This is a genomic window from Pedococcus sp. KACC 23699 (assembly GCF_045348425.1).
Lineage (GTDB): Bacteria > Actinomycetota > Actinomycetes > Actinomycetales > Dermatophilaceae > Pedococcus.
The window spans coordinates 2,804,885-2,828,546 of sequence record NZ_CP157483.1; the positions used below are offsets into that span (position 1 = coordinate 2,804,885).

At 71.4% G+C, this 23,662-nt stretch carries 20 protein-coding genes and 1 tRNA gene; 16 read left to right on the top strand and 5 right to left on the bottom strand.

Features of this window, described 5'->3' with window-relative positions; all coding sequences use genetic code 11:
- Window positions 1–55 precede the first annotated feature (55 nt).
- Together ABEG17_RS13265 and ABEG17_RS13270 are read right to left on the bottom strand one after the other, a co-directional pair.
- Window positions 56–862, bottom strand: coding sequence for an ABC transporter permease (locus tag ABEG17_RS13265; protein ID WP_406829953.1), 807 nt, complete (start codon window positions 860–862; stop codon window positions 56–58).
- Window positions 859–1,851, bottom strand: coding sequence for an ABC transporter ATP-binding protein (locus ABEG17_RS13270; RefSeq protein ID WP_406829954.1), 993 nt, complete (start codon window positions 1,849–1,851; stop codon window positions 859–861). The genes ABEG17_RS13265 and ABEG17_RS13270 overlap by 4 nt, the downstream gene beginning before the upstream one ends.
- A gap of 151 nt (window positions 1,852–2,002) precedes the next feature.
- Between ABEG17_RS13270 and ABEG17_RS13275 the strand changes: the two genes are divergently transcribed.
- Complete coding sequence (locus tag ABEG17_RS13275; RefSeq protein WP_406829955.1) at window positions 2,003–3,490, top strand: hemolysin family protein; 1,488 nt, start codon at window positions 2,003–2,005, stop codon at window positions 3,488–3,490.
- Window positions 3,487–4,521, top strand: a complete 1,035-nt coding sequence (locus tag ABEG17_RS13280) for a hemolysin family protein (protein WP_406829956.1) — start codon at window positions 3,487–3,489, stop codon at window positions 4,519–4,521. The genes ABEG17_RS13275 and ABEG17_RS13280 overlap by 4 nt, the downstream gene beginning before the upstream one ends.
- 21 nt (window positions 4,522–4,542) lie before the next feature.
- Here the strand turns inward: ABEG17_RS13280 and ABEG17_RS13285 are convergent, their stop codons facing one another.
- Both ABEG17_RS13285 and ABEG17_RS13290 read right to left on the bottom strand, forming a co-directional pair.
- The gene (locus ABEG17_RS13285) at window positions 4,543–5,337 is read right to left on the bottom strand and encodes a hypothetical protein (protein ID WP_406829957.1); all 795 of its coding nucleotides are present in this window, start codon (window positions 5,335–5,337) and stop codon (window positions 4,543–4,545) included.
- 237 nt (window positions 5,338–5,574) lie between these two features.
- Window positions 5,575–5,649 (bottom strand) — tRNA-Arg (locus ABEG17_RS13290).
- Window positions 5,650–5,706: 57 nt separating this feature from the next.
- On the opposite strand from ABEG17_RS13290, the gene ABEG17_RS13295 reads away from it, so the two are divergent.
- From ABEG17_RS13295 to prmC, 14 genes are all read left to right on the top strand, one after another.
- Entirely contained in the window at window positions 5,707–6,123 is a 417-nt protein-coding gene (locus ABEG17_RS13295; RefSeq protein ID WP_406829958.1) for a PleD family two-component system response regulator, read from the top strand.
- 111 nt (window positions 6,124–6,234) lie between these two features.
- The gene (argS, locus tag ABEG17_RS13300; protein ID WP_406829959.1) at window positions 6,235–7,881 is read left to right on the top strand and encodes an arginine--tRNA ligase; all 1,647 of its coding nucleotides are present in this window, start codon (window positions 6,235–6,237) and stop codon (window positions 7,879–7,881) included.
- Window positions 7,882–7,884: 3 nt separating this feature from the next.
- Window positions 7,885–9,321 carry a diaminopimelate decarboxylase gene (gene lysA / locus ABEG17_RS13305; RefSeq protein ID WP_406829960.1) on the top strand — a complete coding sequence of 479 codons (1,437 nt, stop codon included), beginning with the start codon at window positions 7,885–7,887 and terminating at the stop codon, window positions 9,319–9,321.
- 132 nt (window positions 9,322–9,453) lie between these two features.
- A complete protein-coding gene (locus tag ABEG17_RS13310; protein WP_406829961.1) occupies window positions 9,454–10,803 on the top strand; it encodes a homoserine dehydrogenase in 1,350 nt (449 codons plus the stop codon).
- Window positions 10,803–11,888 (top strand): threonine synthase, encoded by a 1,086-nt coding sequence (gene thrC / locus ABEG17_RS13315; protein ID WP_406829962.1) that lies wholly within the window; start codon window positions 10,803–10,805, stop codon window positions 11,886–11,888. Before ABEG17_RS13310 ends, thrC begins: the two co-directional genes overlap by 1 nt.
- Window positions 11,888–12,826 (top strand): homoserine kinase, encoded by a 939-nt coding sequence (thrB, locus tag ABEG17_RS13320; protein WP_406829963.1) that lies wholly within the window; start codon window positions 11,888–11,890, stop codon window positions 12,824–12,826. The genes thrC and thrB overlap by 1 nt, the downstream gene beginning before the upstream one ends.
- Window positions 12,827–13,136: 310 nt before the next feature.
- Entirely contained in the window at window positions 13,137–15,296 is a 2,160-nt protein-coding gene (rho, locus tag ABEG17_RS13325; RefSeq protein ID WP_406833202.1) for a transcription termination factor Rho, read from the top strand.
- Between the two features lie 270 nt (window positions 15,297–15,566).
- Entirely contained in the window at window positions 15,567–15,944 is a 378-nt protein-coding gene (locus ABEG17_RS13330) for a response regulator transcription factor (RefSeq protein ID WP_406833203.1), read from the top strand.
- On the top strand, window positions 15,941–16,984 hold the full coding sequence (locus ABEG17_RS13335; RefSeq protein WP_406829964.1) for a HEAT repeat domain-containing protein: 1,044 nt from the start codon (window positions 15,941–15,943) through the stop codon (window positions 16,982–16,984). The genes ABEG17_RS13330 and ABEG17_RS13335 overlap by 4 nt, the downstream gene beginning before the upstream one ends.
- Window positions 16,981–18,423 carry a glycosyltransferase family 2 protein gene (locus ABEG17_RS13340; protein ID WP_406829965.1) on the top strand — a complete coding sequence of 481 codons (1,443 nt, stop codon included), beginning with the start codon at window positions 16,981–16,983 and terminating at the stop codon, window positions 18,421–18,423. The genes ABEG17_RS13335 and ABEG17_RS13340 overlap by 4 nt, the downstream gene beginning before the upstream one ends.
- Window positions 18,420–20,561: an ATP-binding protein gene (locus tag ABEG17_RS13345; RefSeq protein WP_406829966.1), complete on the top strand. Its 2,142-nt coding sequence runs from the start codon at window positions 18,420–18,422 to the stop codon at window positions 20,559–20,561. Before ABEG17_RS13340 ends, ABEG17_RS13345 begins: the two co-directional genes overlap by 4 nt.
- A gap of 101 nt (window positions 20,562–20,662) precedes the next feature.
- Window positions 20,663–20,887, top strand: coding sequence for a 50S ribosomal protein L31 (rpmE, locus tag ABEG17_RS13350; protein WP_406829967.1), 225 nt, complete (start codon window positions 20,663–20,665; stop codon window positions 20,885–20,887).
- A 116-nt stretch (window positions 20,888–21,003) separates the two neighbouring features.
- Window positions 21,004–22,098, top strand: a complete 1,095-nt coding sequence (gene prfA, locus ABEG17_RS13355; RefSeq protein ID WP_406829968.1) for a peptide chain release factor 1 — start codon at window positions 21,004–21,006, stop codon at window positions 22,096–22,098.
- A 7-nt stretch (window positions 22,099–22,105) separates the two neighbouring features.
- A complete protein-coding gene (prmC, locus tag ABEG17_RS13360) occupies window positions 22,106–22,996 on the top strand; it encodes a peptide chain release factor N(5)-glutamine methyltransferase (RefSeq protein ID WP_406829969.1) in 891 nt (296 codons plus the stop codon).
- Window positions 22,997–23,063: 67 nt separating this feature from the next.
- On the opposite strand, the gene ABEG17_RS13365 is transcribed toward prmC, so the two are convergent.
- Window positions 23,064–23,660, bottom strand: a complete 597-nt coding sequence (locus tag ABEG17_RS13365) for a TetR/AcrR family transcriptional regulator (protein ID WP_406829970.1) — start codon at window positions 23,658–23,660, stop codon at window positions 23,064–23,066.
- Between the last annotated feature and the right edge of the window lie 2 nt (window positions 23,661–23,662).

Below are 23,662 nucleotides of genomic sequence, written 5' to 3' on the forward strand. Positions count from 1 at the left end.
GGGGCCGGCTTCCCGACGGAAACCGGCCCCGCGACGCCCGCTGGAGCAGCGGTGGTCAGCTGATGTCGCTGTGGACGGTGCGCCAGGACCCGAACCCCGCCAGCACCGCGGCATACGCGGCGAGCACCAACGCGCCGGCCCACCACTCGAGGTGCGGCGCAGCGTTGGGCCCGCTCTGCGTCACGCCGTTGACGACGGCCTGGGAGGCGGCGGTGGGCAGGTACATGACGATGTGCTCACGGCCCCAGTCCCACAGCCCGAGCAGCACGCCCGCGATGGGTTCGACGATCCAGGCGACGCCCACCGAGATGAGCAGGGCAGCGACCTGGTTGGGGATGAGGATCCCCGCACCGAGGCCGATCAGCGCCCACAGGCCGAGGACCAGCAGGCTGAGGACGAGGGTGCGGATGACACCCGCGGTCGGGAACGCCTCGTGGCCCCGGGCCGACAGCACGATGGCGCCGGCAACCACGGAGGCAACCATCGAGATGAGGCCGTAGACCACGCCGATCCCCAGTAGGGCGATGACCTTGGCCCACATCAGGCGCACGCGCCGCGGAACGCTGAGGAACGTGCTCGTGATGGTCTTGTGTCGGTACTCGCTGCCGATCTGCATGACCCCGATGACCAGGAGCAGGAGGTAGCCCACCTGCAACCCGCTGGTGTACACGCTGTTGGCGACCTGCTCAGGGGTGCCGGTCGGGATGCCCCGGGCGGCGTCGGTGGGATCCTGCGGCTGCGTGAGGAGGAAGCCGAAGAGCACGGACAGGCCGGCACCGGCGACGAAGATGGCGATGGCCATGCCCCACCACATGCGCGTCGTGAAGAACTTGCGGAACTCTGCGCGCACTGCGGCGGTCATGCGTTCGCCCCTTCCTGGCCGGCGACGGCGTCTCGTTCAGCGGGTGTCCCGCCACCGAGGTTGCGGTTGGTTCCTTCGGTGAGCTGGAAGAAGACGTCCTCGAGGTCGGTCGTGGCGACCCGCAGCTCGTAGATCGGCAGTCCGGCCCGCAGCGCGACGTCGCCCACGAGGCGAAGGTCGGACGTCTCGACGTGGAGGCCGTCGTCGTGCGGGCTGCTGATCAGGTCGGCGACGCGCAGTGCACCGGCGAGCGCCTCGGCGTCGGTGGTGCGCACGATCGCCCCGCCCTTGCCGTGCAGGTCAGCCATGGTGCCCTGCTTGACCAGCCGACCGTTGGAGATGATGACGACGTCGTCGACGGTCTGCTCCACCTCCTGGAGCATGTGGCTAGAGATCAGGACCGTCTTGCCCTGGCCGGACAGGTGGCGCAGGAAGCCGCGCAACCAGCGGATGCCCTCGGGGTCCAGGCCGTTGGCCGGCTCGTCGAGGATGAGCACCTGGGGGTCGCCGAGCATCGCCGCAGCGAGGCCGAGGCGCTGCCGCATACCCATCGAGTAGCCGCCGGCGCGCTTGCGGGCGGCCGCGGGGATCCCCACGAGCTCAAGCATCTCGTCGACCCGGGCGTTGCCGACGCCCATGGTGTCGGCGAGGACGCGCAGGTGGTCGCGCCCGGAACGGCCGGGGTGGAAGTTCGTGGCCTCGAGCGCCGACCCGACCGTCGACATCGGCGAGGGGATGTCGCGGTAGACCCGACCGCCGATGGTCGCGGAGCCGCTCGACGGTGAGATCAGGCCGAGGAGCATGCGCAGGGTGGTGGTCTTGCCGGCGCCGTTGGGCCCGAGGAAGCCGGTGATCCGGCCGGGCTCGACGGTGAAGGACAGGTTGTCGACGGCCGTGAAGTGGCCGAACCGCTTGGTGAGGTCACGCACCTCGATGCGAGCGCCTTCGCGGGGCGTGGTCGGTGGTCTGGTGGTCGCTGTGGTGGTCATCGTTCCCCCGGTCTGGTGATCATGGGCGCCATCCTCCCAACTCACGCAGGGTGAGGGTCAAAGGGGTTGGGCCTCGGCGCGTCGTGTCAGGGGTGCCGGGCCGGTCGCGCAGTCGGCCGGTGAGGGAGGTCGACCCTAGGATGGCCGCACTATGACCGAATGGTTACTGGTCCTCGCGGGCGTGGCACTGACGATCGGGACCGCTGTCTTCGTGGCGACCGAGTTCTCCCTGGTGGCGCTGGACCGCCCCACCGTCCAGAAGGCCATCGACGGGGGTGATGTCGGGGCCGAACCCGTGCTCTCGTCCCTGCGCCGGCTCTCCACCCAGCTGTCGGCGGCGCAGGTGGGCATCACCCTGACGACCCTCATCCTGGGGTTCATCGCCACCCCGTCGATCGGACGCCTCCTGGAGACGCCGCTGGGTGCGGCCGGCCTCTCGGGCCCGACGCTCGCGTCGGTCTCCGCCGGGCTGGCGCTGCTCATCGCGACGTTGTTCTCCATGGTGTTCGGCGAGCTGCTGCCTCAGTTCCTCGGCATCTCGGCGCCCCTGGCCACGGCCAAGGTCGTGGCGCGCCCGGTCCGGATGTTCGCGGTCGTCTCCCGCCCGCTGATCGTCGTGCTCAACGGTTCGGCCAACCTCTTCCTCCGGGCGCTCGGCATCACACCACAGGAGGAGCTCTCCGGGGCGCGGACCCCGCAGGAGCTCACCTCTCTCGTCCGCCGTTCCGCCGAGGCAGGGACGCTCGACCAGGGCACGGCCCGGCTCGTCGCCCGGTCCCTGGGGTTCGGTGAGCAGACCGCGGCCGACGTGATGAGCCCGCGGGCCCGGTCCACCTCGATCGAACGCACCGCCACCGCCGACGACGTCGTGCGCCTCGCCCGGCGCACCGGCCACTCGCGCTTCCCGGTGACCGGCGAGGACTGGGACGACATCGACGGCGTCGTGCACGTCAAGCGCGCCATCGCGGTCCCGCACGAGCGCCGCCACGACGTCCCCGTGTCCGCCCTCATGGTCCCGCCGCTGCTGGTGCCCGAGACGATCCGCCTCGACCCGCTGCTGCTCATGCTGCGCGAGCACGGCCTGCAGCTGGCCATCGTCGTCGACGAGTACGGCGGCACCGCCGGCATCGTCACCCTCGAGGACGTGGTCGAGGAGATCGTCGGTGAGGTGTCCGACGAGCACGACGTGTTCCGCACCACCGGCAGGGAGCTCACCGACGGGTCGTGGACCGTCCCCGGCCTGTGGCGACCCGACGAGGTGCGCGACCGGCTCGGCGCCGAGGTGCCGGACGGCCCGGCCTACGAGACCACCGGTGGCTTCGTCATGGCCGAACTGGGCCGCATCCCCGTCGTGGGCGATCGTGTGGAGATCCCCGGCTGGGAGATCACGGTCCTCGCGATGGACGGTATGCGGGCCGACCGGCTGCGGTTCCGCGCCGACGACCCTGATGCGGTCCCCGACGGGGCGAGTGAGGACGGGGCAAGCGACGGCCGGGCCCGTGACGACGGGGCCACCGACAAGGGATCCACCCACGTTGGAGCTGCCGACAGCACGGGCGCCCCACCCCAGGCCAGCCCCGGGCAGAAGGGGTCCGATGCGTCCCAGCCGGCCCCGCGCCATACGGAGGAGGGCGCATGAGCGCCGGCGCCGTCTGGGTGACGGTCCTGCTGCTCCTGCTCAACGCGTTCTTCGTGGGGGCCGAGTTCGCGGCGATGGCCGCGCGGCGATCCACCCTCGAGCCGCTCGCTTCCGCAGGGTCCCGGCGTGCGCAGACCTGTCTCGACGCCCTGGAGCAGATGGGGTCCCTTCTCGCCTGCGCGCAGCTCGGCATCACGGTGTGCTCGGTGCTGCTCGGTGCGGTCTCCGAGGCGGCTCTGCACCACGCCCTCGAGCCCGTGGTCCGGCACCTCGGCCTGCCGACCGGCGTCGCCGACGGGGCAGCCCTGGCGCTCGCCCTGCTGGTCGTCGTCTACCTGCACGTCGTCGTCGGCGAGATGATCCCCAAGAACCTCGCGCTCGCGGGACCGGAGCGCGCAGCCCTCGTGCTCGTGCCCGTTCTGCTGTTCATCACCCGCGTGCTGCGCCCGGTCATCACCGTCATGGAGCGCCTGGCCAAGTCGTTGGTGCGCCTGTTCGGGGTGGAGCCCAAGGACGAGATCGCCTCCACGTTCACCGTCGAGGAGGTCGAGCACATCCTCGCCGAGAGCCACCACGAGGGGCTCATCGAGGAGGGGCAGCACGGCCTCGTCGGTGCGGCCCTGGAGTTCAGCGACAAGGACGCGGTCGACGTGGCCGTGGCGCTGGGCGACCTGGTGACGCTTCCCCTGACCGCCAGCCCTGACGACGTCGAGCGGCTCGTCGCCAAGCGTGGGTTCTCCCGCTACCCCATGGTCGACCAGACAGGCGCCCTCGCCGGCTACCTCCACCTCAAGGACGTGCTCTACGCCGACGACACGGAGCGCTCGATCGCCGTCCCGGTGAAGCGGGTCCGCAAGCTGGCGACGGTCCAGGCGGCCGACGAGGTCGAGGAGGTGCTGCGGACGATGCAGCGCACCGGAGCCCACCTGGCCCGGGTCGTCGACACCGAGGGTGGCGACATCGGTGTCGTCTTCCTCGAGGACGTCATCGAAGAGCTCGTCGGTGAGGTCGCCGACGCCTCCCAACGCTGACCCGCTTACCCGTCGCTGCCCTCACCCGCACTTCGAGGTGGTGGCAAACCGTCCCGTCCAGGCCGGATGCGGTCGGTCTGCCACCACCTCGACGCCGAGATGTGTGGCCAGCCGCTGCAGCAGCGCCCACCTCCGCGCCGGGTTGGTGTGGTCCGACCGGGTCAGCTCCACGTACTTCCAGCCGTCGTCCTGCAGCAGCAGCCGACGCGAGATGTCCTTGTCGCCCCGGGCGAAGCTGCCGAAGTGGTGGCCGCCTTGGTACTCACCGATCACCTTCTTGTCCCGCCAGACGAAGTCACCCCGGCAGAGAAATCCCGCCCCGTTGGCGGTCATGACCGGGACGTTGATCTCGGGTTCGGGGAGACCGTGGCGGCAGAAGAGCAGGCGGCTGCGGGTCTCCATCGGGGAGTCCGCTCCGAGCCGCACCCATGCGATGGCCTCCTTGAGCGCCCGGATCCCGCGTGGCCCCCGACTGGTTGCCCGTCGGGCGAGGGCGTGGTGCAAGGGCTCGAGGCTGCCCGCAAGCCGTGCGATCCGGTCGCCGACGACGACCAGGTCCTCCACACCGAGCAGGGCGGCCAGGTCGACCCAGGTGTCGACGATCGACACCACTCGCAGGCCACGCAGGATGACGACCTGGCGCGACTCGAGCCCGAGGTGGGGCCTCGTCTCGGGGCGCTCGATGGGATTGCGTGACGACGGACGCATCACGTGCAGCGGGCGGTGGTGCTCGTTGCCCCGCACCCCGACCGTCAGCCGTCCCACCAACCGGGGCCGGTCTGCGCACTCCGTGGAATGGCCGTTCGAGGTCTGCACCCCTCATCCGACCCGTCGTCAGGCCTGCCTCGCGTCCCAGCTGGGTGCTGAAGGCCCGTCCAGCGAGGTCCGAGGGGAGGTGGGACGGGCGGCTGGGCATGAGCAGCAGGGTGCCGCAGCGGCGCCATACGGCCGGCCCGTCATCCACAGGCGACGCTTGCCGGCGATAACGAAAAGGTGGCAAGCCGCTCTCTCCTGGTGGGGAGAGTGCGGCCTGCCACCATCTCGATGCTGGGCTGGTGCCCCCGGCAGGATTCGAACCTGCGCTCCCGCCTCCGGAGGGCGGTGCTCTATCCCCTGAGCTACGGGGGCCGTACTACGCCGTGTGAAAGGCGCGCCCGGTGAGGGTAGCAGCCTAGGGTGGCCCGCATGGAACACGGGGGACTGGTCATGGTGTGCGATGACACCGAGCCGATCCGCCGCCTGATCCGGCTGAACCTCGAGCTGGAGGGGTACGACGTGGAGGAGGCGACCGACGGGAGCCAGCTCCTCGCCCGTCTGCAGGAGCGCGCCGACTCCGGCCTGCCGCTGCCGGGGGCGATCACCCTGGATGCGCAGATGCTGCCGCGCGACGGCTGGTGGGCGATCGCGCGGATCCGCAGCGACCCCCGACTGGCCGACATCCCGGTGATCATGGTGACCGCCTCGGTGCAGCAGCACGACCGGACCCAGGCCACGGCGTCCGGGCTCGACGCGTTCGTCGCCAAGCCGTTCGACCCCGAGTACCTCATGCGGCTCGTGGCCGGCTTCGTGACCGGGGGCAGGGCCCACACCCCGGCTCCCTGAACGAGGCCTGCGGCGCTTGGGTGGGTGTCCACCGGCCGTGCGACCGCCCTCCTCGACGGTGCTCCGACGACGTGCACGGACCCGCCCGAGACGGCCCCCTAGACTTGCCGCGTGACTCCCGAACAGCTCGCCGCTGCCCTCCGCACCGCCCTGACCGACGCCGTCGCCGCTGGTGACCTCGCCGTGGACGTGCCTGCCGAGGTCCGTGTGGAGCGTCCGAGGAACCGCGACCACGGCGACTGGTCCACCAACGTCGCGCTGCAGCTGGCCAAGCTCGCCGGTATGCCGCCGCGCGACGTCGCCGCGCTGCTCGCCGAGCGCCTCGGCCGGGTCGACGGAGTCAAGGCCGTCGACATCGCCGGACCCGGGTTCCTCAACATCACCCTGGACGCAGCATCGGCCGGCGAGCTCGCCCGCAGCATCGTCGAGTCGGGGGCGGCCTACGGACACAACGAGTCCGAGGCGGGCCACGTCATCAACGTCGAGTTCATCTCGGCCAACCCGACCGGCCCGCTGCACCTCGGTCACACCCGCTGGGCTGCCCTCGGCGACGCCATGAGCCGGTTGCTCAAGGCCTCGGGCGCCACCGTGACGACCGAGTACTACATCAACGATGCTGGCGCGCAGATGGACAAGTTCGCCGCCTCCGTCCTCGCGAGCGCCAAGGGGGAGCCCACACCCGAGGGTGGCTACCCGGGCGCCTACGTCGCGGACCTGGCGGCGCAGGCGCTCGCCGCGCGTCCCGACCTGCTCGAGCTGCCTGCCGACGAGGCGCTGGCCGAGGCGCGTGCGCTCGCGTACGCCGCGCAGCTGCAGGACATCAAGGACACCCTCGCCGACTTCGGGGTGCACTTCGACGTGTGGTTCTCCGAGACGGAGCTGCACGAGTCGGGTGCCGTGACGCAGGCGGTGGACCGGCTCCGCGAGCAGGGCCACGTCTTCGACCAGGACGACGCGGTCTGGCTGCGCACCACCGACTTCACCGACGACCGCGACCGCGTGATGATCCGGGCCAACGGCGAGCCCACGTACTTCGCCGCCGACGCCGCCTACTACCTGTCCAAGAAGGACCGCGGCTTCGACGAGAAGATCTACCTCCTCGGCGCCGACCACCACGGCTACATCAACCGGCTCAAGGCGATCGCGGCCTGCGCGGGCGACGACCCCGAGCACAACATCGAGGTGCAGATCGGCCAGCTGGTCAACCTCGGGGGCGCCAAGCTGTCCAAGCGCGCCGGCAACATCATCGAGCTGCGCGACCTCATCAGCTGGATCGGCACCGACTCGATCCGCTACTCCCTGGCCCGGTACCCCGCCGACAGCCCGCTGTCGCTCGACGGTGAGGAGCTGCGCAAGCAGACCAACGACAACCCGGTCTTCTACGTGCAGTACGCCCACGCGCGCACGTCCAACGTCGCGCGGCTCGCGGGCGAGGACGGCGTATCGCGGGCGGACGGCTTCGACCCCTCGCTCCTGTCCGACCCCACCGAGGCCGCCCTGCTCGCCATCCTGGGCGACTTCCCGCGGGTCGTGGCCCAGGCGGCCCACCTGCGTGAGCCGCACCGGGTGGCCCGGTACCTCGAGGACCTCGCCGGCCACTTCCACAAGTGGTACGACACCTGCCGCGTGCGGCCGATGACCGCCGACGAGGAGGTCACCGACCTGCACCGCAGCCGGCTGTGGCTCAACGACGCCACCCGGCAGGTCTTGGCCAACGGACTGGACCTCCTGGGAGTCTCCGCACCCGACAGGATGTAGTCCATGCGCGCTCACGAGGCCGGTGCCCTCCACGCCGAGGGGTACGGCGGACCACCGCACTGGCTGCCCACGCCCGGCGACGTCAACGAGCTGATGCCGCAGCTGTGGCCGCAGACCGTGACGCGCGACGCCGACGGACGGCTGACCGTGGGTGGTCTCGACGTGGTGAGCCTGGCGCGCGAGTTCGGCACGGCTGCATACGTCGTCGACGAGGAGGACTTCCGCGCACGGGCCCGGGCGTTCCGCGACGAGTTCGCCGAGCCGTTCGCCGAGCTCGGCGGCGTCGACGTCTACTACGCCGGCAAGGCGTTCCTGTGCACCGAGGTGGCCCGCTGGGTCGCGGACGAGGGGCTCTGCCTCGACGTCTGCTCCGGTGGTGAGCTTGCCGTGGCGCAGCGGGCGGGGTTCCCGGCGCAACGGATCGGCTTGCACGGCAACAACAAGAGCGTCGCGGAGATCCGCCAGGCGCTGGCCTACGGTGTCGGGCGCATCGTCGTCGACTCGTTCGAGGAGATCGAGCGCGTGGCCGAGGTTGCAGCCGAGCTCGGCGTCCGCGCGCCGGTCATGGTGCGGGTCACGGTCGGCGTCGAGGCGCACACCCACGAGTTCATCGCTACGGCGCACGAGGACCAGAAGTTCGGGTTCTCCCTCGCCGGGGGTCGCGCCGCCGAGGCGATCGTCCGCATCCTCGGGCACGCCGACACCCTCGACCTGCTGGGACTGCACTCCCACATCGGCAGCCAGATCTTCGACACCTCCGGCTTCGAGGTCTCCGCCCGCCGGCTCATCGGCCTGCACGCCGAGGTGGCCCGGGTCCACGGGGTCCACATGCCCGAGCTCGACCTCGGCGGCGGCTACGGCATCGCCTACACGTCCGAGCACTCCCCGTTGGCGCCGCGCGAGCTCGGCGCGCAGATGGCCGACCTGGTCGCGCGCGAGCTGAAGTCGGTCGGCGACGGGAGCGCAGGCACGCAGGCGCCGAAGATCTCGATCGAGCCGGGCCGCGCGATCGCCGGCCCGAGCACCTTCACCCTCTACGAGGTGGGGACCGTCAAGGACGTGGAGCTCGGGGGAGGGCTCAAGCGCACCTACGTGTCCGTCGACGGCGGGATGAGCGACAACATCCGCACCGCGCTGTACGACGCGGACTACTCGTGCACGCTGGCGAGCCGCCGCTCCGAGGCCGGACCGCGGTTGGCGCGCGTGGTCGGCAAGCACTGCGAGAGCGGCGACATCGTCGTCATGGACGAGTACCTCCCCGACGACATCGCCGCGGGTGACCTCATCGCGGTCCCCGGGACCGGGGCCTACTGCCGCAGCATGGCCAGCCAGTACAACCACACGCCCCGGCCGCCGGTGGTCGCCGTCCGCGACGGACGGGCCCGGGTCGTCGTGCGGCGCGAGACCGTGGAGGATCTGCTGGCGCTCGATGTGGGCTGAGGACATCTCGCGGGCGTCGGCCCGGGTTTCCCGAGAACGTCCGGATGACGGAACAATGAGCGTCCACCACGTGGTCACACGGCACGATGGCCGGACCGCAACCAAGCCCTCCGGGGCGCTGAGGAGCACGTCGTGAGTGACAGCCAGAAGGTGACGGCAGGCGAGCCCCTGCGGGTCGCCCTGCTCGGGTGCGGCGTGGTCGGGTCCTCGGTGGCCCGCATGCTCACCGAGCACGCCGACGACCTGGCTGCCCGGGTGGGCCGCCCGCTCGAGCTCGTGGGCATCGCGGTCCGCCGGGCCGGTCGGGACCGCTCCGACCTGCCGGTCGACCCGGCACTGTTCACCACCGACGCCGACTCCCTCGTGACGCGCGCCGACATCGTCGTCGAGGTGATCGGCGGCATCGAGCCGGCTCGCGGGCTGATCGAGAAGGCGATGGCGCACGGCGCCTCCGTCGTCTCCGCGAACAAGGCGCTGCTCGCCGAGGCCGGTCCCAGCCTGTACGCCTCTGCGGCCCAGCACGGCGTGGACCTCTACTACGAGGCCGCGGTGGCGGGCGCCATACCGATCCTGCGACCCATCCGCGAGTCGCTCGCCGGTGACGACGTCCGCAAGGTGCTCGGCATCGTCAACGGCACCACCAACTACGTCCTCGACAAGATGGACACCACCGGCCTCGGCTTCGCCGAGGCCGTCGAGCAGGCGCAGGCGCTCGGCTACGCCGAGGCCGACCCGACGGCCGACGTCGAGGGGTTCGACGCCGCGGCCAAGGCTGCGATCCTCGCCTCCCTGGCCTTCCACACGCGGGTCTCCAGCGACCAGGTCTACCGCGAGGGGATCACCGAGGTGAGCGCCGCCGACGTGCAGGCCGCGCGCGAGATGGACTGTGTCGTCAAGCTGCTCGCGATCTGCGAGCGCACCGAGGTGCCCGGCGAGGACGGCGTCCTGACCCCCGGGGTCAGTGTCCGGGTGCACCCGGCGATGATCCCCAGGTCGCATCCGCTGGGGGGCGTGCGCGACGCGTTCAACGCGGTGTTCGTCGAGGCCGACGCCGCGGGTCAGCTCATGTTCTACGGCAAGGGCGCCGGCGGGGACCCGACGGCCAGCGCGGTGCTCGGTGACGTCGTGGCCGTGGCCCGCCACCGCGTCGGTGGTGGCCGCGGACCGGGGGAGTCGGCCTACGCCGACCTGCCCGTCCTGGGCATGGGCCAGGCGTTGACGAGGTACCACATCAGCCTCGCCGTGGCCGACCGTCCCGGTGTCCTCGCCCAGGTGGCCACCGCGTTCGCCGCCCACGACGTGTCGATCGAGACGGTGCGCCAGCAGGTCGTCGTCGACGACGAGGGTGGCCAGACCCGCGCCAGCCTGGTCGTGGTGACCCACACGGCGACGGACGCTGCACTGTCGGCGACCGTCGAGGCGCTCGCCGCCTTGGACACCGTGCACGAGGTCACGTCCGTGATGAGGGTGGAGGGAGCCTGATGGCCACGATGTGGAAGGGCGTCATCCGCGAGTACGCCGACCGCCTGCCGACCCTCGCGGGCGCGCCGGTCATCACGCTCCAGGAGGGCGGCACCCCGCTCATCCCGGCCGAGCACCTGTCCTCGCTCACCGGGGCGAACGTGTTCGTCAAGTACGAGGGGCTGAACCCCACCGGCTCGTTCAAGGACCGCGGCATGACCGCCGCCATCTCCGTCGCCGCCCGCAACGGCGCGAAGGCCGTCATCTGCGCGTCCACCGGCAACACCAGTGCCAGCGCGGCCGCCTACGCGACCAAGGCCGGTATGACGTGTGCGGTCCTCGTGCCCGACGGCAAGATCGCGATGGGCAAGCTCAGCCAGGCGATCGCCCACGGGGCAACCCTGCTGCAGGTCGACGGCAACTTCGACGACTGCCTGACCCTGGCCCGCAAGCTCGCAGAGGCCTACCCCGTCGAGCTCGTCAACTCGGTCAACCCGGCCCGCATCGAGGGGCAGAAGACCGCCGCCTTCGAGGTCGTCGACGCGCTGGGCGACGCCCCTGACATCCACTGCCTGCCTGTCGGCAACGCCGGCAACATCACGGCCTACTGGAAGGGCTATCGCGAGTACCACCGCGACTCCGAGCAGCCCGGTCCGGCGAGGACGCTGCCGCAGATGTGGGGCTTCCAGGCCGCCGGTGCAGCGCCGATCGTCCTGGGCCACCCCGTCGACGACCCCGACACCATCGCCACGGCGATCCGCATCGGCAACCCCGCCTCGTGGAAGCAGGCCGAGCAGGCCCGCGACGACTCCGGCGGTCGCATCGAGTCCGTCACGGACGAGCAGATCCTGCACGCCCACCGCGTCCTGTCGGCCCGGGAGGGCATCTTCGTCGAGCCCGGCTCCGCGGCATCCGTCGCCGGCCTGCTCCAGGCGGCCGAGGCGGGGCACGTGCCGGCCGGCGCCACCATCGTGTGCACCGTGACCGGTCACGGGCTGAAGGACCCGCAGTGGGCCCTGCGCAACGCCGACGGTTCCGACGTCACCCCCACGAGGGTGTCGGTCGACGCCTTCACCGCGGCTCAGGCCCTGGGACTGGACGGCTGATGGGCGCTGCCCTGGCCCCCGGGGCGGCGGTCGAGGTGCGGGTGCCGGCGAGCAGCGCCAACCTCGGGCCCGGGTTCGACTCCGTCGGCTTGGCGCTCGGGCTGTGGGACAGCTGCGTCGCCACGATCACCGAGAGCCCCGGCCTTCGCATCGAGGTCGAGGGGGAGGGTGCGGCCGACGTCCCGCGGGACGCGACGCACCTCGTCCACCGCTCGATGGTGCGCGCCTGGGAGGAGCTCGGGGTCGGCGCTCCGGCAGGGCTGCTCCTGCAGTGTCGCAACGAGGTGCCGCACGGACGTGGGCTGGGTTCGTCAGCCACGGCGATCGTCACGGGAATCGTTGCGGCACAAGCCTTGCACGACGTATGCCGCGGTGCCGAGGGCCCGGTCGACCTCGCCTTCGCCAACACGCTCGCGGCCAGGCTCGAGGGACACCCGGACAACTCCTCGGCGTCGGTCTACGGCGGCCTGACCCTGTCGTGGTCGGACAGCGACGGGGACGGAACGCACACCGTGCGGCTGTCCCTGCATCCTGAGGTCCGCGTCCTGGTCCTCGTGCCGGCGACCCAGCTGTCGACCGCGAAGGCGAGGTCGGTCCTGCCGACCCACGTGCGTCACGGGGACGCCGCCCTCAACTCCGCCCGGTCGGCACTGCTCGTGCAGGCCCTGACCGACCACCCGGAGCACCTCCTCGCCGGCACACGGGAGTGGCTGCACCAGGAGGCTCGACGGGAGTCCTTCGGCGGCTCGATGGAGCTCGTCGACCGACTGCGCGCGGCCGGGCACGCCGCGGTCATCTCGGGCGCGGGACCCTCGGTGCTCGTCCTGTCGACGCGCGACGCGGTGGGCTCCGTGGCCGCCCTCGTCGACACCGCGTGGCAGGTCCTCGATCCCGGGGTGCCGGCCGAAGGAGCGCAGGTCAGCGTGCTTGCGCGCTAGGAGACAATCTGCGCACGTTGGACTTCTGGCCAAGGTAACGGTGTTACATTGAGCACGCACTCGCCGCCGGTGCCGCCCCTTCGCGGAACACCAGCGAGCTGCACCCTCCACATGACGGCAGCCTTCGCTGCCCTGGCCTCACCGTGCTGCATGTGGCTCCACCGGTCGGCCGCTGCCGACCCACGCACCGGCTCGGGATCTGAACCCGGCCGCATACGAGGGGGAAGGATCCTTCGTGACAGACACCACCACTCTCGGAACTGCGCCGTCGCAGGACGAGAAGCCGCGCCGCTCCGGTGCACTGAGCACCATGAAGGTGGCTGAGCTCCAGGGCCTGGCCGCGAGCATGGGCATCGCCGGCACCGCGAAGATGCGCAAGGGCGACCTCGTCGCCGCCATCAAGGACCGCCAGTCCGGAGGCTCCGCGCCCCGGCGTGAGGCTGCGGCAGAGGAGCGTCCGGCGGCAGAGTCGCCTCGCAGCGAGCCCGCTCGCACCGAGTCAGCTCGCACCGAGCCCGCTCGCACCGAGCCCGCGAACACCGGGTCCGCCCGCAGCGAGTCCCTGCGCGCCGGGTCCGCGACCACGGAGCCGGCGGACGCCGGGTCCCAGCGCACCGACTCCCAGCCCCAGGAGGCCTCGACCACCGAGGCTCCACGCACCGAGTCCCCGCGGGCCGGGGCCGAGCAGGCGCGAGCCGAGCGTCAGCGTGCCCGCGCCGAGCGGGCCGCCCGCGCTGCCGAGCGTCGTGCCGAGCGCCCGCAGACCGAGACCCCGGCGGACCGGGGGGAGGCCGAGCGCAGCCAGGACCGTGACGACCGGGTCCGCAGCGAGCGGGGCGACGGGCAGCAGAACCGCGCCGACCGCTCCACCGAGCGTGACGAGCGGGGCCAGTCCGAGCGCAGCACGCGGGGTGATCGTCAGCAGGGCGAGCGGGACGACCGGAACGACCGGAACGACCGGAACGACCGCCAACAAGGTGACCGGAACGCCCGGGGCGACCGGTCCGAGCGCGAAGAGCGTGACGACCGCCAGCACGACCGGGGGACCCAGGGCGGCAACCAGCACCAGGGTGGCCAGAACCCGAACCACCGCGCCCAGAACCAGGGTGGCCAGAACCAGGGTGGCCAGAACCAGGGCGGCCAGAACCAGGGCGGCCAGAACCAGGGCCAGCAGGACCAGGGCTACGGCGACGAGGACGGCGACGGCCGCGGCCGTCGGCGCAACCGCAACCGCAGTCGCAACCGTGACAAGCGGGGTCGCACCGACCGTCAGTACGGCGGGGACTACGAGTCCGAGCCCCAGGTGGCCGAGGACGACGTCCTCATCCCCGTGGCAGGCATCCTCGACGTCCTGGAAAACTACGCCTTCGTGCGCACCTCGGGCTACCTGCCGGGCAACAACGACGTCTACGTCCCGCTGGGCACCGTCAAGAAGAACGGCATGCGCAAGGGCGATGCCATCACCGGTGCGGTGAAGGCGCAGGTCGAGGACCAGCAGCAGAGCCAGCGCCAGAAGTTCAACGCGCTCGTGCGTCTCGACACGGTCAACGGCATGACCCCCGACGAGGCCCGCAAGCGGGTCGAGTTCGGCAAGCTCACGCCGTTGTATCCCCAGCAGCGGCTACGTCTGGAGACCGAGGCCGGCCTGCTCACCACCCGGGTGATCGACCTCGTCGCCCCCATCGGCAAGGGCCAGCGCGGACTCATCGTCGCCCCGGCCAAGGCCGGCAAGACGATGGTCATGCAGGCCATCGCCAACGCGATCACGACGAACAACCCCGAGTGCCACCTCATGGTCGTCCTGGTGGACGAGCGTCCCGAGGAGGTCACCGACATGCAGCGCGCGGTCAAGGGCGAGGTCATCTCCTCCACCTTCGACCGTCCCGCCGAGGACCACACCACGGTGGCCGAGCTGGCCATCGAGCGGGCCAAGCGGCTCGTGGAGATGGGCCACGACGTCGTCGTGCTGCTGGACTCGATCACCAAGCTGGGCCGTGCCTACAACCTCGCCGCACCGGCGAGTGGTCGCATCCTGTCCGGTGGTGTCGACAGCGCCGCCCTCTACCCGCCGAAGAAGTTCTTCGGTGCCGCGCGCAACATCGAGGACGGCGGCTCGCTGACCATCCTCGCCACAGCGCTGGTGGAGACCGGGTCGCGCATGGACGAGGTGATCTTCGAGGAGTTCAAGGGCACCGGCAACATGGAGCTCAAGCTCGACCGTGGCCTGTCCAACCGCCGGATCTTCCCCGCGGTCGACATCAACAACTCGGGCACCCGCAAGGAGGAGCTCCTCCTCTCCGGTGAGGAGCTCAAGATCATGTGGAAGCTGCGTCGGGTGCTGGCCGCCCTCGACCAGCAGCAGGGGATCGAGCTGCTCATCGACAGGCTCAAGAAGACCAAGAGCAACGTCGAGTTCCTCATGCAGGTCCAGCAGAACTCCTCGCTGAAGCCGCACGACGAGAACAGCTGACACCGGTCACCACCGGTCCCTGGGACCGGACCGGACGGAGCCCGGCACCGACCTGGTGCCGGGCTCCTTCGTCTGCGCCCACCCGTCGCGTTCATTCCGTGGTGTCGCGTCTTCCTCTGGTCGTGGGAGGCGGGAAGTAATCCGTTCGGCTCTATTTGCCAAGGGAACGCCACGGATGCGGCCTGACGCGGACCATTGCCTGCCGCACCCCATACATTTGATGTAATGCACCGTAGTGATGCAGGACTGACGAAAGGACCAGCCGTGGCCATGCCCGATGGGGCCCGCGTGCTCATTGCCGACGACGACCCCGACATCCGAGACCTCGTGGAGTTCAAGCTCACGCAGTCCGGGTACGCCGTCGAGGCTGTGGGCGACGGACTGGCTGCGTGGGAGTCCTTCCAGGCCCAGCGTCCGGCGCTGGTCATCCTCGACGTCATGATGCCCGGGCTGTCCGGCATCGACGTGCTGCGCAAGATCCGCGACAGCGAGCACGGCGCCGTGCCGGTGCTGCTGCTCAGCGCGAAGTCGCGTGACAGCGACGTCGACACCGGTTTCGCCGTCGGTGCGGACGACTACGTGATCAAGCCGTTCAGCCCCCGGGAGCTCCTGCACCGGGTGAACGGCATGCTCGCTCGAGCCCGGTGACCACCCGGCAGCTGCTCCTGGGCATCGAGCTCTTGGTCCTGCTGGCCTGCCTGACCCTCGCGCTCAGCGTCGTCGTCTCCAAGGTGACCCGGCTGCGTCGCGAGAGCCGGACCGCTCTCGCGCTCGCGCCCGTGCGCGGAGCGCTCATCGAGCTGGCCGCGGGCGAGCCGGACGGCCTGCCGGCGCTGCGCAGTGCCCGTGGAAAGACTGCGGACGCCATCGACCACGCGGCCGTCGGCCTGCTCGCCAAGGTGCGTGGTGAACCCGCCAGCCAGCTCGTCACCGTGCTCGAGGAGCACGGTGCGATCGACCGGGCCAGGGCCGACATCGCCCACCGCTCGCCGGTGCACCGTGCCCGCGCGGTCCAGCTGCTGGGCCTGGCGCGGGTCGACGACTGCTCTGCACTGATCTCCGAGGCGCTCGAGGACGAGGCGTCCGACGTGCGCGCCAGCGCTGCGTATGCCGCGGCCTACCTCGCCGACCCCTGGCTGGCCGCCCCCCTGCTTCGTTCGGTCGGTGCCGGTGGTGGCATCCCCGCGGGGCTTGCCGCCGACGCCCTCCTCGAGATGGGCTTCGAGATCACGCCGGTGCTGCGGGCCGCCATGCGCAACCCCGCGCCCCGCACCCGGATGGTGGCCGCGCACGTCGCCGGCGTCGGCACCTTCGTGCCGGCCCTGCCCGAGCTGCGCGAGCTCGTCGACTCCGATCCCGATCTCACGGTGCGGGTCGAGGCGGCCGAGGCGCTGGGGCTCATCGGCCGGGACTCGGAGATCGACCTCCTGGCCCGCCACACGGCGCAGGGAGCGCCCACCGACCTGCGTCGTGCCTGCGCGAGGGCCCTGGGTCGCATCGGCTCCGCCGACGCCCTCGGGCCCCTCGTCGCCCTCCTGCTCGACCCCGACACCCGCCTCGCCGAGCTGGCCGCCCATTCCCTCGTCCAGATCGGACCGCTCGGCATGCGCACCCTGCAGGACCGACGGTCGGAGCCGGCGGCGGGGACGGCGCTCGTGCTGGCCGGGCTGAGGGCCGGGACGTCGTGAACACGTTCATCGACGGACTCCGCTCGACGGTCCAGTGGTTGTACGCCGTCACCTCGATCCCGATCCTGGTCTACTTCACCCTGATCAACCTGTCGTTCGTCGTCCTCATCTGCACCGCTGGGCTGCAGTTTCGGCGCTATCTGCGCATGCGAGACGCCTCCGTGGACACCCTGGGCGGCGAGCTCGCCCTAGGTGTGTCGGTCATCGTGCCCACCTACAACGAGGAGGTCGGCGTCGTGACGTCGGCCAAGGCGATGCTCTCCCTGCGCTACCCGCGCCACGAGGTCGTCATCGTCGACGACGGCAGCACCGACGACACCTTCGCGCTGCTGCGCGACGCCTTCGACCTGATCCGGATCCCGCGCCAGGTCCCGCAGGACATCCCGTTGCGTTCGCTGATCACCGAGGTGCACGTCCCGCGCGACGGTCACACCCGCCTGGTCGTCGTGCGCAAGACCAACTCGGGCCGCTCGGAGGCGATCAACGCCGGCATCAACGCCGCCGTCGAGCCCCTCGTGGCGGTGATCGACGCCGACTCGATCCTCGAGCCGGACGCCCTCCTGCGCGTCAGCAAGCCGTTCACCGACGACCCCACCCGCATGGTGGCGACCGGCGGCACGATCCGCGCGGTCAACGGCAGCCGCGTCGTCTCGGGACGGCTCGTCAAGCTCGCCATGCCCAAGACGTGGCTGGCCCGGATCCAGGTGGTGGAGTACCTCCGGGCCTTCCTCATCGGTCGCACCGGCTGGTCCCGCCTCGGCATGCTCATCCTCATCAGCGGCGCCTTCGGCATGTTCCGTCGCGACGTCGTGGTCGAGGTCGGTGGCCTGGACCCGGACAGCATCGGCGAGGACTTCGAGCTGATGCTGCACATCCACAAGCACATGATCGACACCGGTCGCGACTACAGCGTCGAGTTCGTCCCCGAACCGGTGTGCTGGACCGAGGTCCCGTCGACCTTCGCCGTGCTGGCGCGCCAGCGGCGCAGGTGGCACCGGGGCCTGTGGGAGACGCTGTGGGCCTATCGCGGGATGATGTTCCGCCGCAGGTACGGCCGCATCGGCGCGCTCGCCCTCCCGTACTACTGGCTGTTCGAGCTGTTCGCCCCGTTGCTCGAGGCCTTCGGGATCATCGTCGTCCTGCTCGGCCTCGCGCTCGGCATCGTGAACATCCCCTACGCCATCCTCTTCCTCGTCCTCGCCTACGGGCTGGCCATCCTCGTCACCCTCGCTGCGATGTCGGTGGAGGAGTGGGCCTTCCACCGCTACACGCGCTGGCGTGACCTGGCCGCCACGGTCGCCGCCGCGGTGCTGGAGAACTTCGGCTACCGACAGCTCACCGTCTTCTGGCGGTTGTCGGGCTGGTGGGCGAGCCTGCGGGGCAAGAAGCAGGTCTGGGGTGTCATGACCCGGACCGGCTTCGACGAGGTGGAGTCGTGAGCCGGCCGGCCCAGTGGTCGGTCGCTGCCCAGCTGCGCCTGCTGGTGGTGACGATGCTCTGCATCGTCCCCGTCGTCGCGGGCGCGGCGCTGCTGACCGTCCACGACAACTCCCGCGACACGGCTCGCGGCAGCCAGGCCCTGTCGCCGGCCCTCGACGCCACGGCCGCCGTGCGCCAGGAGATGGCCGATGCCAACGCCAGGTGGAGCCGGGAGCTCGTTGGGTCCGCCACCGGCGCGGACTCGCAGATGCAGGCGTCCCTCACCTCCATCCAGGTGCTGGTCGACCGACAGCAGGCCGCCCTGGGTCGCGACGTGCTCCCCAAGGCGGAGCGGACGCGGTACCTCCAGCTGAGTCGCGAGCAGGAGGCCGCCGCGCGCGCGTGGTTCGACGTCGTCGACCGGTCCAGGTCCGGGGCGGAGCGCAGGACCCGGGCGGAGGTGGTCGCAGCAGCCGACCAGCGCTTCGACGCCTTCCGGGCCGCTTCCACGAGCCTTGAGTCGCAGCTGGTGGCCGAGCGGTTGAAGACCCGCGAACGCGTCGCCGGTGCCTTCGACCGGCTGCTGGTGCTCATGGCCGCCCTGACCCTCTTGTCCACCGTCGGCGCCTACCTCATGTGGCGCACCATCGAGGGCTCGCTCTCGCGTCCGATCGTCCTGTTGCGCGGTGTCGTCGGGCGCCAGCGCGCCGGGGACGGCCTGGCGCGCGCCGACTCGAGGTCGGGGGCGGCCGAGATCCGGGCGCTGGCAGAGGACTTCAACGACCTGACGACCACCAACCGGGCCCTCATGGAGGAGCAGGCCCAGGTCCTGCACATGCACGAGCTCGTCCTCCAGGTCGCCCAGATGGTGCGCAGCGTCGACGACATCGAGGAAGTCCTCCAGCTGGTCTGCTCGCACCTCGGCACGGCCATGAGCGCCGACCGGGTCCTGCTCTACACGCTCGGCGACGGTGAGGAGGCGGTCGAGGAGCGGGTCCAGTGGCACCGGGAGGACCTTCCGCCACTGCCTCCGCTGCCGCCGTCGCTGGCCCGCAGCGTCCCCGACGTCAACCGTGAGCTGCGACGCGAGGGATCCGTCTTCGTCATCCGCGACCTGCTCGACCCCGAGGTCGCCCGGGACGAGCGAGCCGCCGCCTTCCATCGCGCCACCGGTGCGAGGTCGATGGTGATGGTGCCGGTGGGGGTGGGAGAGCGCGGGCTGGGGGTCCTGGCCCTCATGACCGTCGACATCTACCGACGCTGGCGGCGGTTCGAGATCCAGGCGGTGCAGCAGTGCGCCGGGTACCTGGCCCAGACGATCACCCAGCTGCGGCTCAACGAGATGCAGCTCGAGCAGGTGCGTCGGCTGACCGAGCTCGACCGCCAGAAGACCGACTTCATGGCCACGGTCAGCCACGAGCTGCGCACCCCGCTCACCTCCATCAGCGGGTACCTCGAGCTCCTCGAGGACGGCGACTACGGCGGCCTCGAGGACGCTCAGGGGTCGGCCCTGCGCGTGATCGGGCGCAACGCGACCAGGCTCCGCGGGCTCATCGAGGACCTGCTCGTGCTCAACAAGATCGAGGCGACCGGCCTGGAGTCCGACCCGGAGGACGTGCTGGTCAGCGATGTCGTGCGCGGGGTGACCGAGATGCTCCAGCCCGTGGCGGCCCGCGGGTCGGTGCAGCTCGTCATCCATGCCGTCGACCCGTGCCTCAAGGTGCACGTCGACCGGATCCAGCTCGAACGCGCCCTAATCAACCTGGGGTCCAACGCCGTGAAGTTCACCCCGGCCGGAGGGGTGGCCTCGATCACGACCCGGGCGGTCGGCCGCACCGTCGAGATCGTCGTCGCCGACACCGGAATCGGCATCCCGGCGAAGGACCAGGCCAAGCTGTTCGACCGGTTCTTCCGGGCTTCCAACGCCAACGCCCAGGCGATCCCGGGCACCGGCCTCGGCCTGGCCATCGTCCGGGCGATCGTCGAGGGGCACGCCGGCACGCTGACCTTCGTCTCGGTGGAGGGGGAGGGGACGACCATGACGATCAGCCTCCCGCTGCTCACGGCCCCGTCGTCCACCTCTCGGACCGCGAACGGCTCCGGGACGCGATCCCCGCGGTCGGCCGGTGGGAATGAGCAACCGGCTCCCACCGTTTAGGAGATGTGCGCCGCTGTCTGGCACACTTGACCGCTGGCCGGTTCACGGCAGCCAGGGCACTCCGCCCGGCCGACCCGGCCTCATGACTCAAGGAGCGCGAAGTGAAGAAGGACATCCACCCCGAGTACGTCGAGACGACCGTGACCTGCACCTGTGGCAGCACGTTCGTGACCCGCAGCACGGCCACCTCCGGCCAGATGCGCGCCGAGGTCTGCTCGCAGTGCCACCCGTTCTACACCGGCAAGCAGAAGATCCTCGACACCGGTGGTCGCGTGGCCCGCTTCGAGGCCCGCTACGGCAAGAAGGCCGTGGCCGAGAGCAAGTAGCTTTCCCGATGCGCCGGTCCTGACCCTCGTGGTCAGGGCCGGCGCATTGCTTTACCCGCCACGGGCGGACCCCGCACCGCCCAGCGCCATCACCGCACCACCCGAGGAGCCCCCCCATGTTGGAGTCCGCCGCCGCCCTCGTCGCCGAGCACGCCGACCTCGAGCAGCAGCTGGCCGATCCCGCGGTGTTCGGCGACCAGGACCTGGTCCGCCGGCTCAACAAGAGGTATGCCGCGCTGGGCCCCACGGTCGCCGCCTACCACGCGTGGCACGCGGCCACCGACGACCTCGCCGCCGCGCGCGAGATGGCCAAGGAGGACGCGGAGTTCGCTGCGGAGGTGCCCTCGCTCGAGGCCACCCTCGAAGCCGCCGAGGACAGGCTGCGCCGCCTGCTCGTGCCGCGCGACCCCGACGACGACCGCGACGTGATCCTCGAGGTCAAGGCGGGGGAGGGTGGCGAGGAGTCGGCGCTGTTCGCCGGCGACCTGCTGCGGATGTACCTGCGGTACGCCGAGCGGCGGGGCTGGAAGACCGAGCTCATCGACGCGACCGAGTCCGACCTCGGCGGCTACAAGGACGTCCGGATGGCCGTGAAGGCCAAGGGCACCCCGCAGCCCGGCGACGCCCCGTGGGCGCGGCTGAAGTACGAGGGCGGGGTGCACCGAGTGCAGCGGGTGCCCGTGACCGAGAGCCAGGGGCGCATCCACACCTCGGCAGCAGGCGTGCTCGTCATGCCCGAGGCTGAGGAGGTCGAGGTCGTCATCGACGCCAACGACCTCAAGATCGACGTCTACCGCAGCTCCGGACCCGGCGGCCAGTCGGTCAACACCACGGACTCGGCGGTGCGCATCACCCACCTGCCGACCGGCACCGTCGTCTCCTGCCAGAACGAGAAGTCCCAGCTCCAGAATAAGGAGTCGGCGATGCGGGTGCTGCGGGCCCGCCTGCACCAGCTCGCCCAGGATGCCGCCGACGCCGAGGCGAGTGCCGCGCGGCGCAGCCAGATCCGCACCGTCGACCGCAGCGAGCGGATCCGCACCTACAACTACCCCGAGAACCGCCTGTCCGACCACCGCACCGGCTTCAAGTCCTACAACCTCGACACCGTGCTGGACGGCGAGCTCGACGCCGTGGTGCAGTCCGCGGTCGACGCCGACGAGGCCGCCCGCATGGCTGCCGTCGCCGAGGCCTCCTCGGGCTCGGCGAAGTAGGCCCGACGTGCCGACCGAGGAGACGACCGACGCCGCCAGCGGGGCTGGTGACCTGGGAGCCGCCGTGCGGGCCGCGGCGACCCGGCTGTCCGAGGCCGGCGTGCCGTCACCGGAGCACGACGCGCTCGCCCTCGCCGCCCACGTGCTGGGTCGGCCGGTGGGGGAGCTGCGGACCGCGATGGTGCTCGGCGCCTCGGCACCGGACCCCACGGCATACGCACGCCTCGTCGAGCACCGCGCCGACCGGGTGCCCCTGCAGCACCTCACCGGGCGCGCGGCGTTCCGCCGCCTCGAGCTCTCGGTCGGTCCGGGCGTGTTCACCCCCCGCCCGGAGACCGAGGTCGTGGCCGGCCTGGCGATCGAGGCCGCCCTCGCCGTCGACGCGGAGCCGGTCGTGGTCGACCTGTGCACCGGCTCCGGTGCGATCGCGCTCGCGATCGCCGACGAGGTGCCCCGGGCCACCGTGCATGCCGTGGAGCTGGGGGAGGACGCGCACGCCTGGGCGGCGCGCAACGTCGCCGACACGGGGCTCGACGTGACCCTCGTGCACGGTGACGCGACGACGGCGTTCCCCGAGCTTGACGGGACCGTCGACGTGGTCGTGTCCAACCCGCCGTACATCCCCGTCGGGATGGTGCCGGTGGACCCCGAGGTCCGTGACCACGACCCGGAGCTGGCGCTGTACGGCGGCAGCGAGGACGGCCTGGCCATCCCGCTCGCCGTCGCCGCTCGCGCGGCCGTGCTGCTGAGGCCGGGTGGGGTCCTGGTGATGGAGCACGCCGACAGCCAGGGTGCGTTGCTGCCGGCGGCGCTGGAGCGCACCGGCCAGTGGGTCGACGTGCGTGACGAGCGTGACCTCACCGGCCGACCGCGGGCGACCGTCGCCGTCCGAGCCTGAGCCGCCCGGGCAGCTCAGGCGGGGCAGCTCACGCGGGATCAGCTCGGGCGGGGCGGCTCGGGCGGGGTCAGCTGGTGGAGGCGGCGACGAGCGCGCTCGCCGTCTCCTTGGCGACCGACGGCGCCTCGGGTGCGGCGTCGAGCGTGCCGCTCGCGAGGCCGCCGTCGAGCAGCAGCGTCAGGGACCGGGCCAGGGCGCGGGGGTCGCGGGCCCCGGCCCGGGTCGCGAGGTCCTCGACCCAGGTGAGGACAGAGGCCTTGTGGGCGACCGTCCGCTCGTGGGCAGCCGTCCCCGGCTGGGACTCGGCCGCGGCGTTGATGAAGCCGCAGCCCCGGTAGCCCTCCCACCGGCAGGCGTTCTGCAGGGCGTCGAAGAGGCCGACGAGCTGGTCGGCGGGCGCCGGACCCGCGGCCTGCGCGGCGGCGTGCAGCTGCCCCGACCACTGTTCGTCGACCCGGTCGAGGTAGGCGATGACGAGGTCGTCCTTGGCGGGGAAGTGCTTGTAGAAGGTCGCCTTGGCCACGCCCGACTCGGCGATGATCAGGTCGACCCCCACGGCGCGGATTCCCTTGGCGTAGAAGAGCTCCACAGCGGTGTCGAGGATCCGGTCGCGCGCAGCGCTCGACCGCGCGAGCGGTGCGTCGGTCGTGTCGGTGGTGGTCACGG

What these genes read in the sequence shown, in the direction of transcription:
- ABEG17_RS13265 (WP_406829953.1), bottom strand. Translation starts at nt 862, where the DNA reads ATGACCGCCGCAGTGCGCGCAGAGTTCCGCAAGTTCTTCACGACGCGC.
- ABEG17_RS13270 (WP_406829954.1), bottom strand. Translation starts at nt 1,851, where the DNA reads ATGACCACCACAGCGACCACCAGACCACCGACCACGCCCCGCGAAGGC.
- ABEG17_RS13275 (WP_406829955.1), top strand. Translation starts at nt 2,003, where the DNA reads ATGACCGAATGGTTACTGGTCCTCGCGGGCGTGGCACTGACGATCGGG.
- ABEG17_RS13280 (WP_406829956.1), top strand. Translation starts at nt 3,487, where the DNA reads ATGAGCGCCGGCGCCGTCTGGGTGACGGTCCTGCTGCTCCTGCTCAAC.
- ABEG17_RS13295 (WP_406829958.1), top strand. Translation starts at nt 5,707, where the DNA reads ATGGAACACGGGGGACTGGTCATGGTGTGCGATGACACCGAGCCGATC.
- lysA (WP_406829960.1), top strand. Translation starts at nt 7,885, where the DNA reads ATGCGCGCTCACGAGGCCGGTGCCCTCCACGCCGAGGGGTACGGCGGA.
- thrC (WP_406829962.1), top strand. Translation starts at nt 10,803, where the DNA reads ATGGCCACGATGTGGAAGGGCGTCATCCGCGAGTACGCCGACCGCCTG.
- thrB (WP_406829963.1), top strand. Translation starts at nt 11,888, where the DNA reads ATGGGCGCTGCCCTGGCCCCCGGGGCGGCGGTCGAGGTGCGGGTGCCG.
- rho (WP_406833202.1), top strand. Translation starts at nt 13,137, where the DNA reads ATGAAGGTGGCTGAGCTCCAGGGCCTGGCCGCGAGCATGGGCATCGCC.
- ABEG17_RS13330 (WP_406833203.1), top strand. Translation starts at nt 15,567, where the DNA reads ATGCCCGATGGGGCCCGCGTGCTCATTGCCGACGACGACCCCGACATC.
- prfA (WP_406829968.1), top strand. Translation starts at nt 21,004, where the DNA reads ATGTTGGAGTCCGCCGCCGCCCTCGTCGCCGAGCACGCCGACCTCGAG.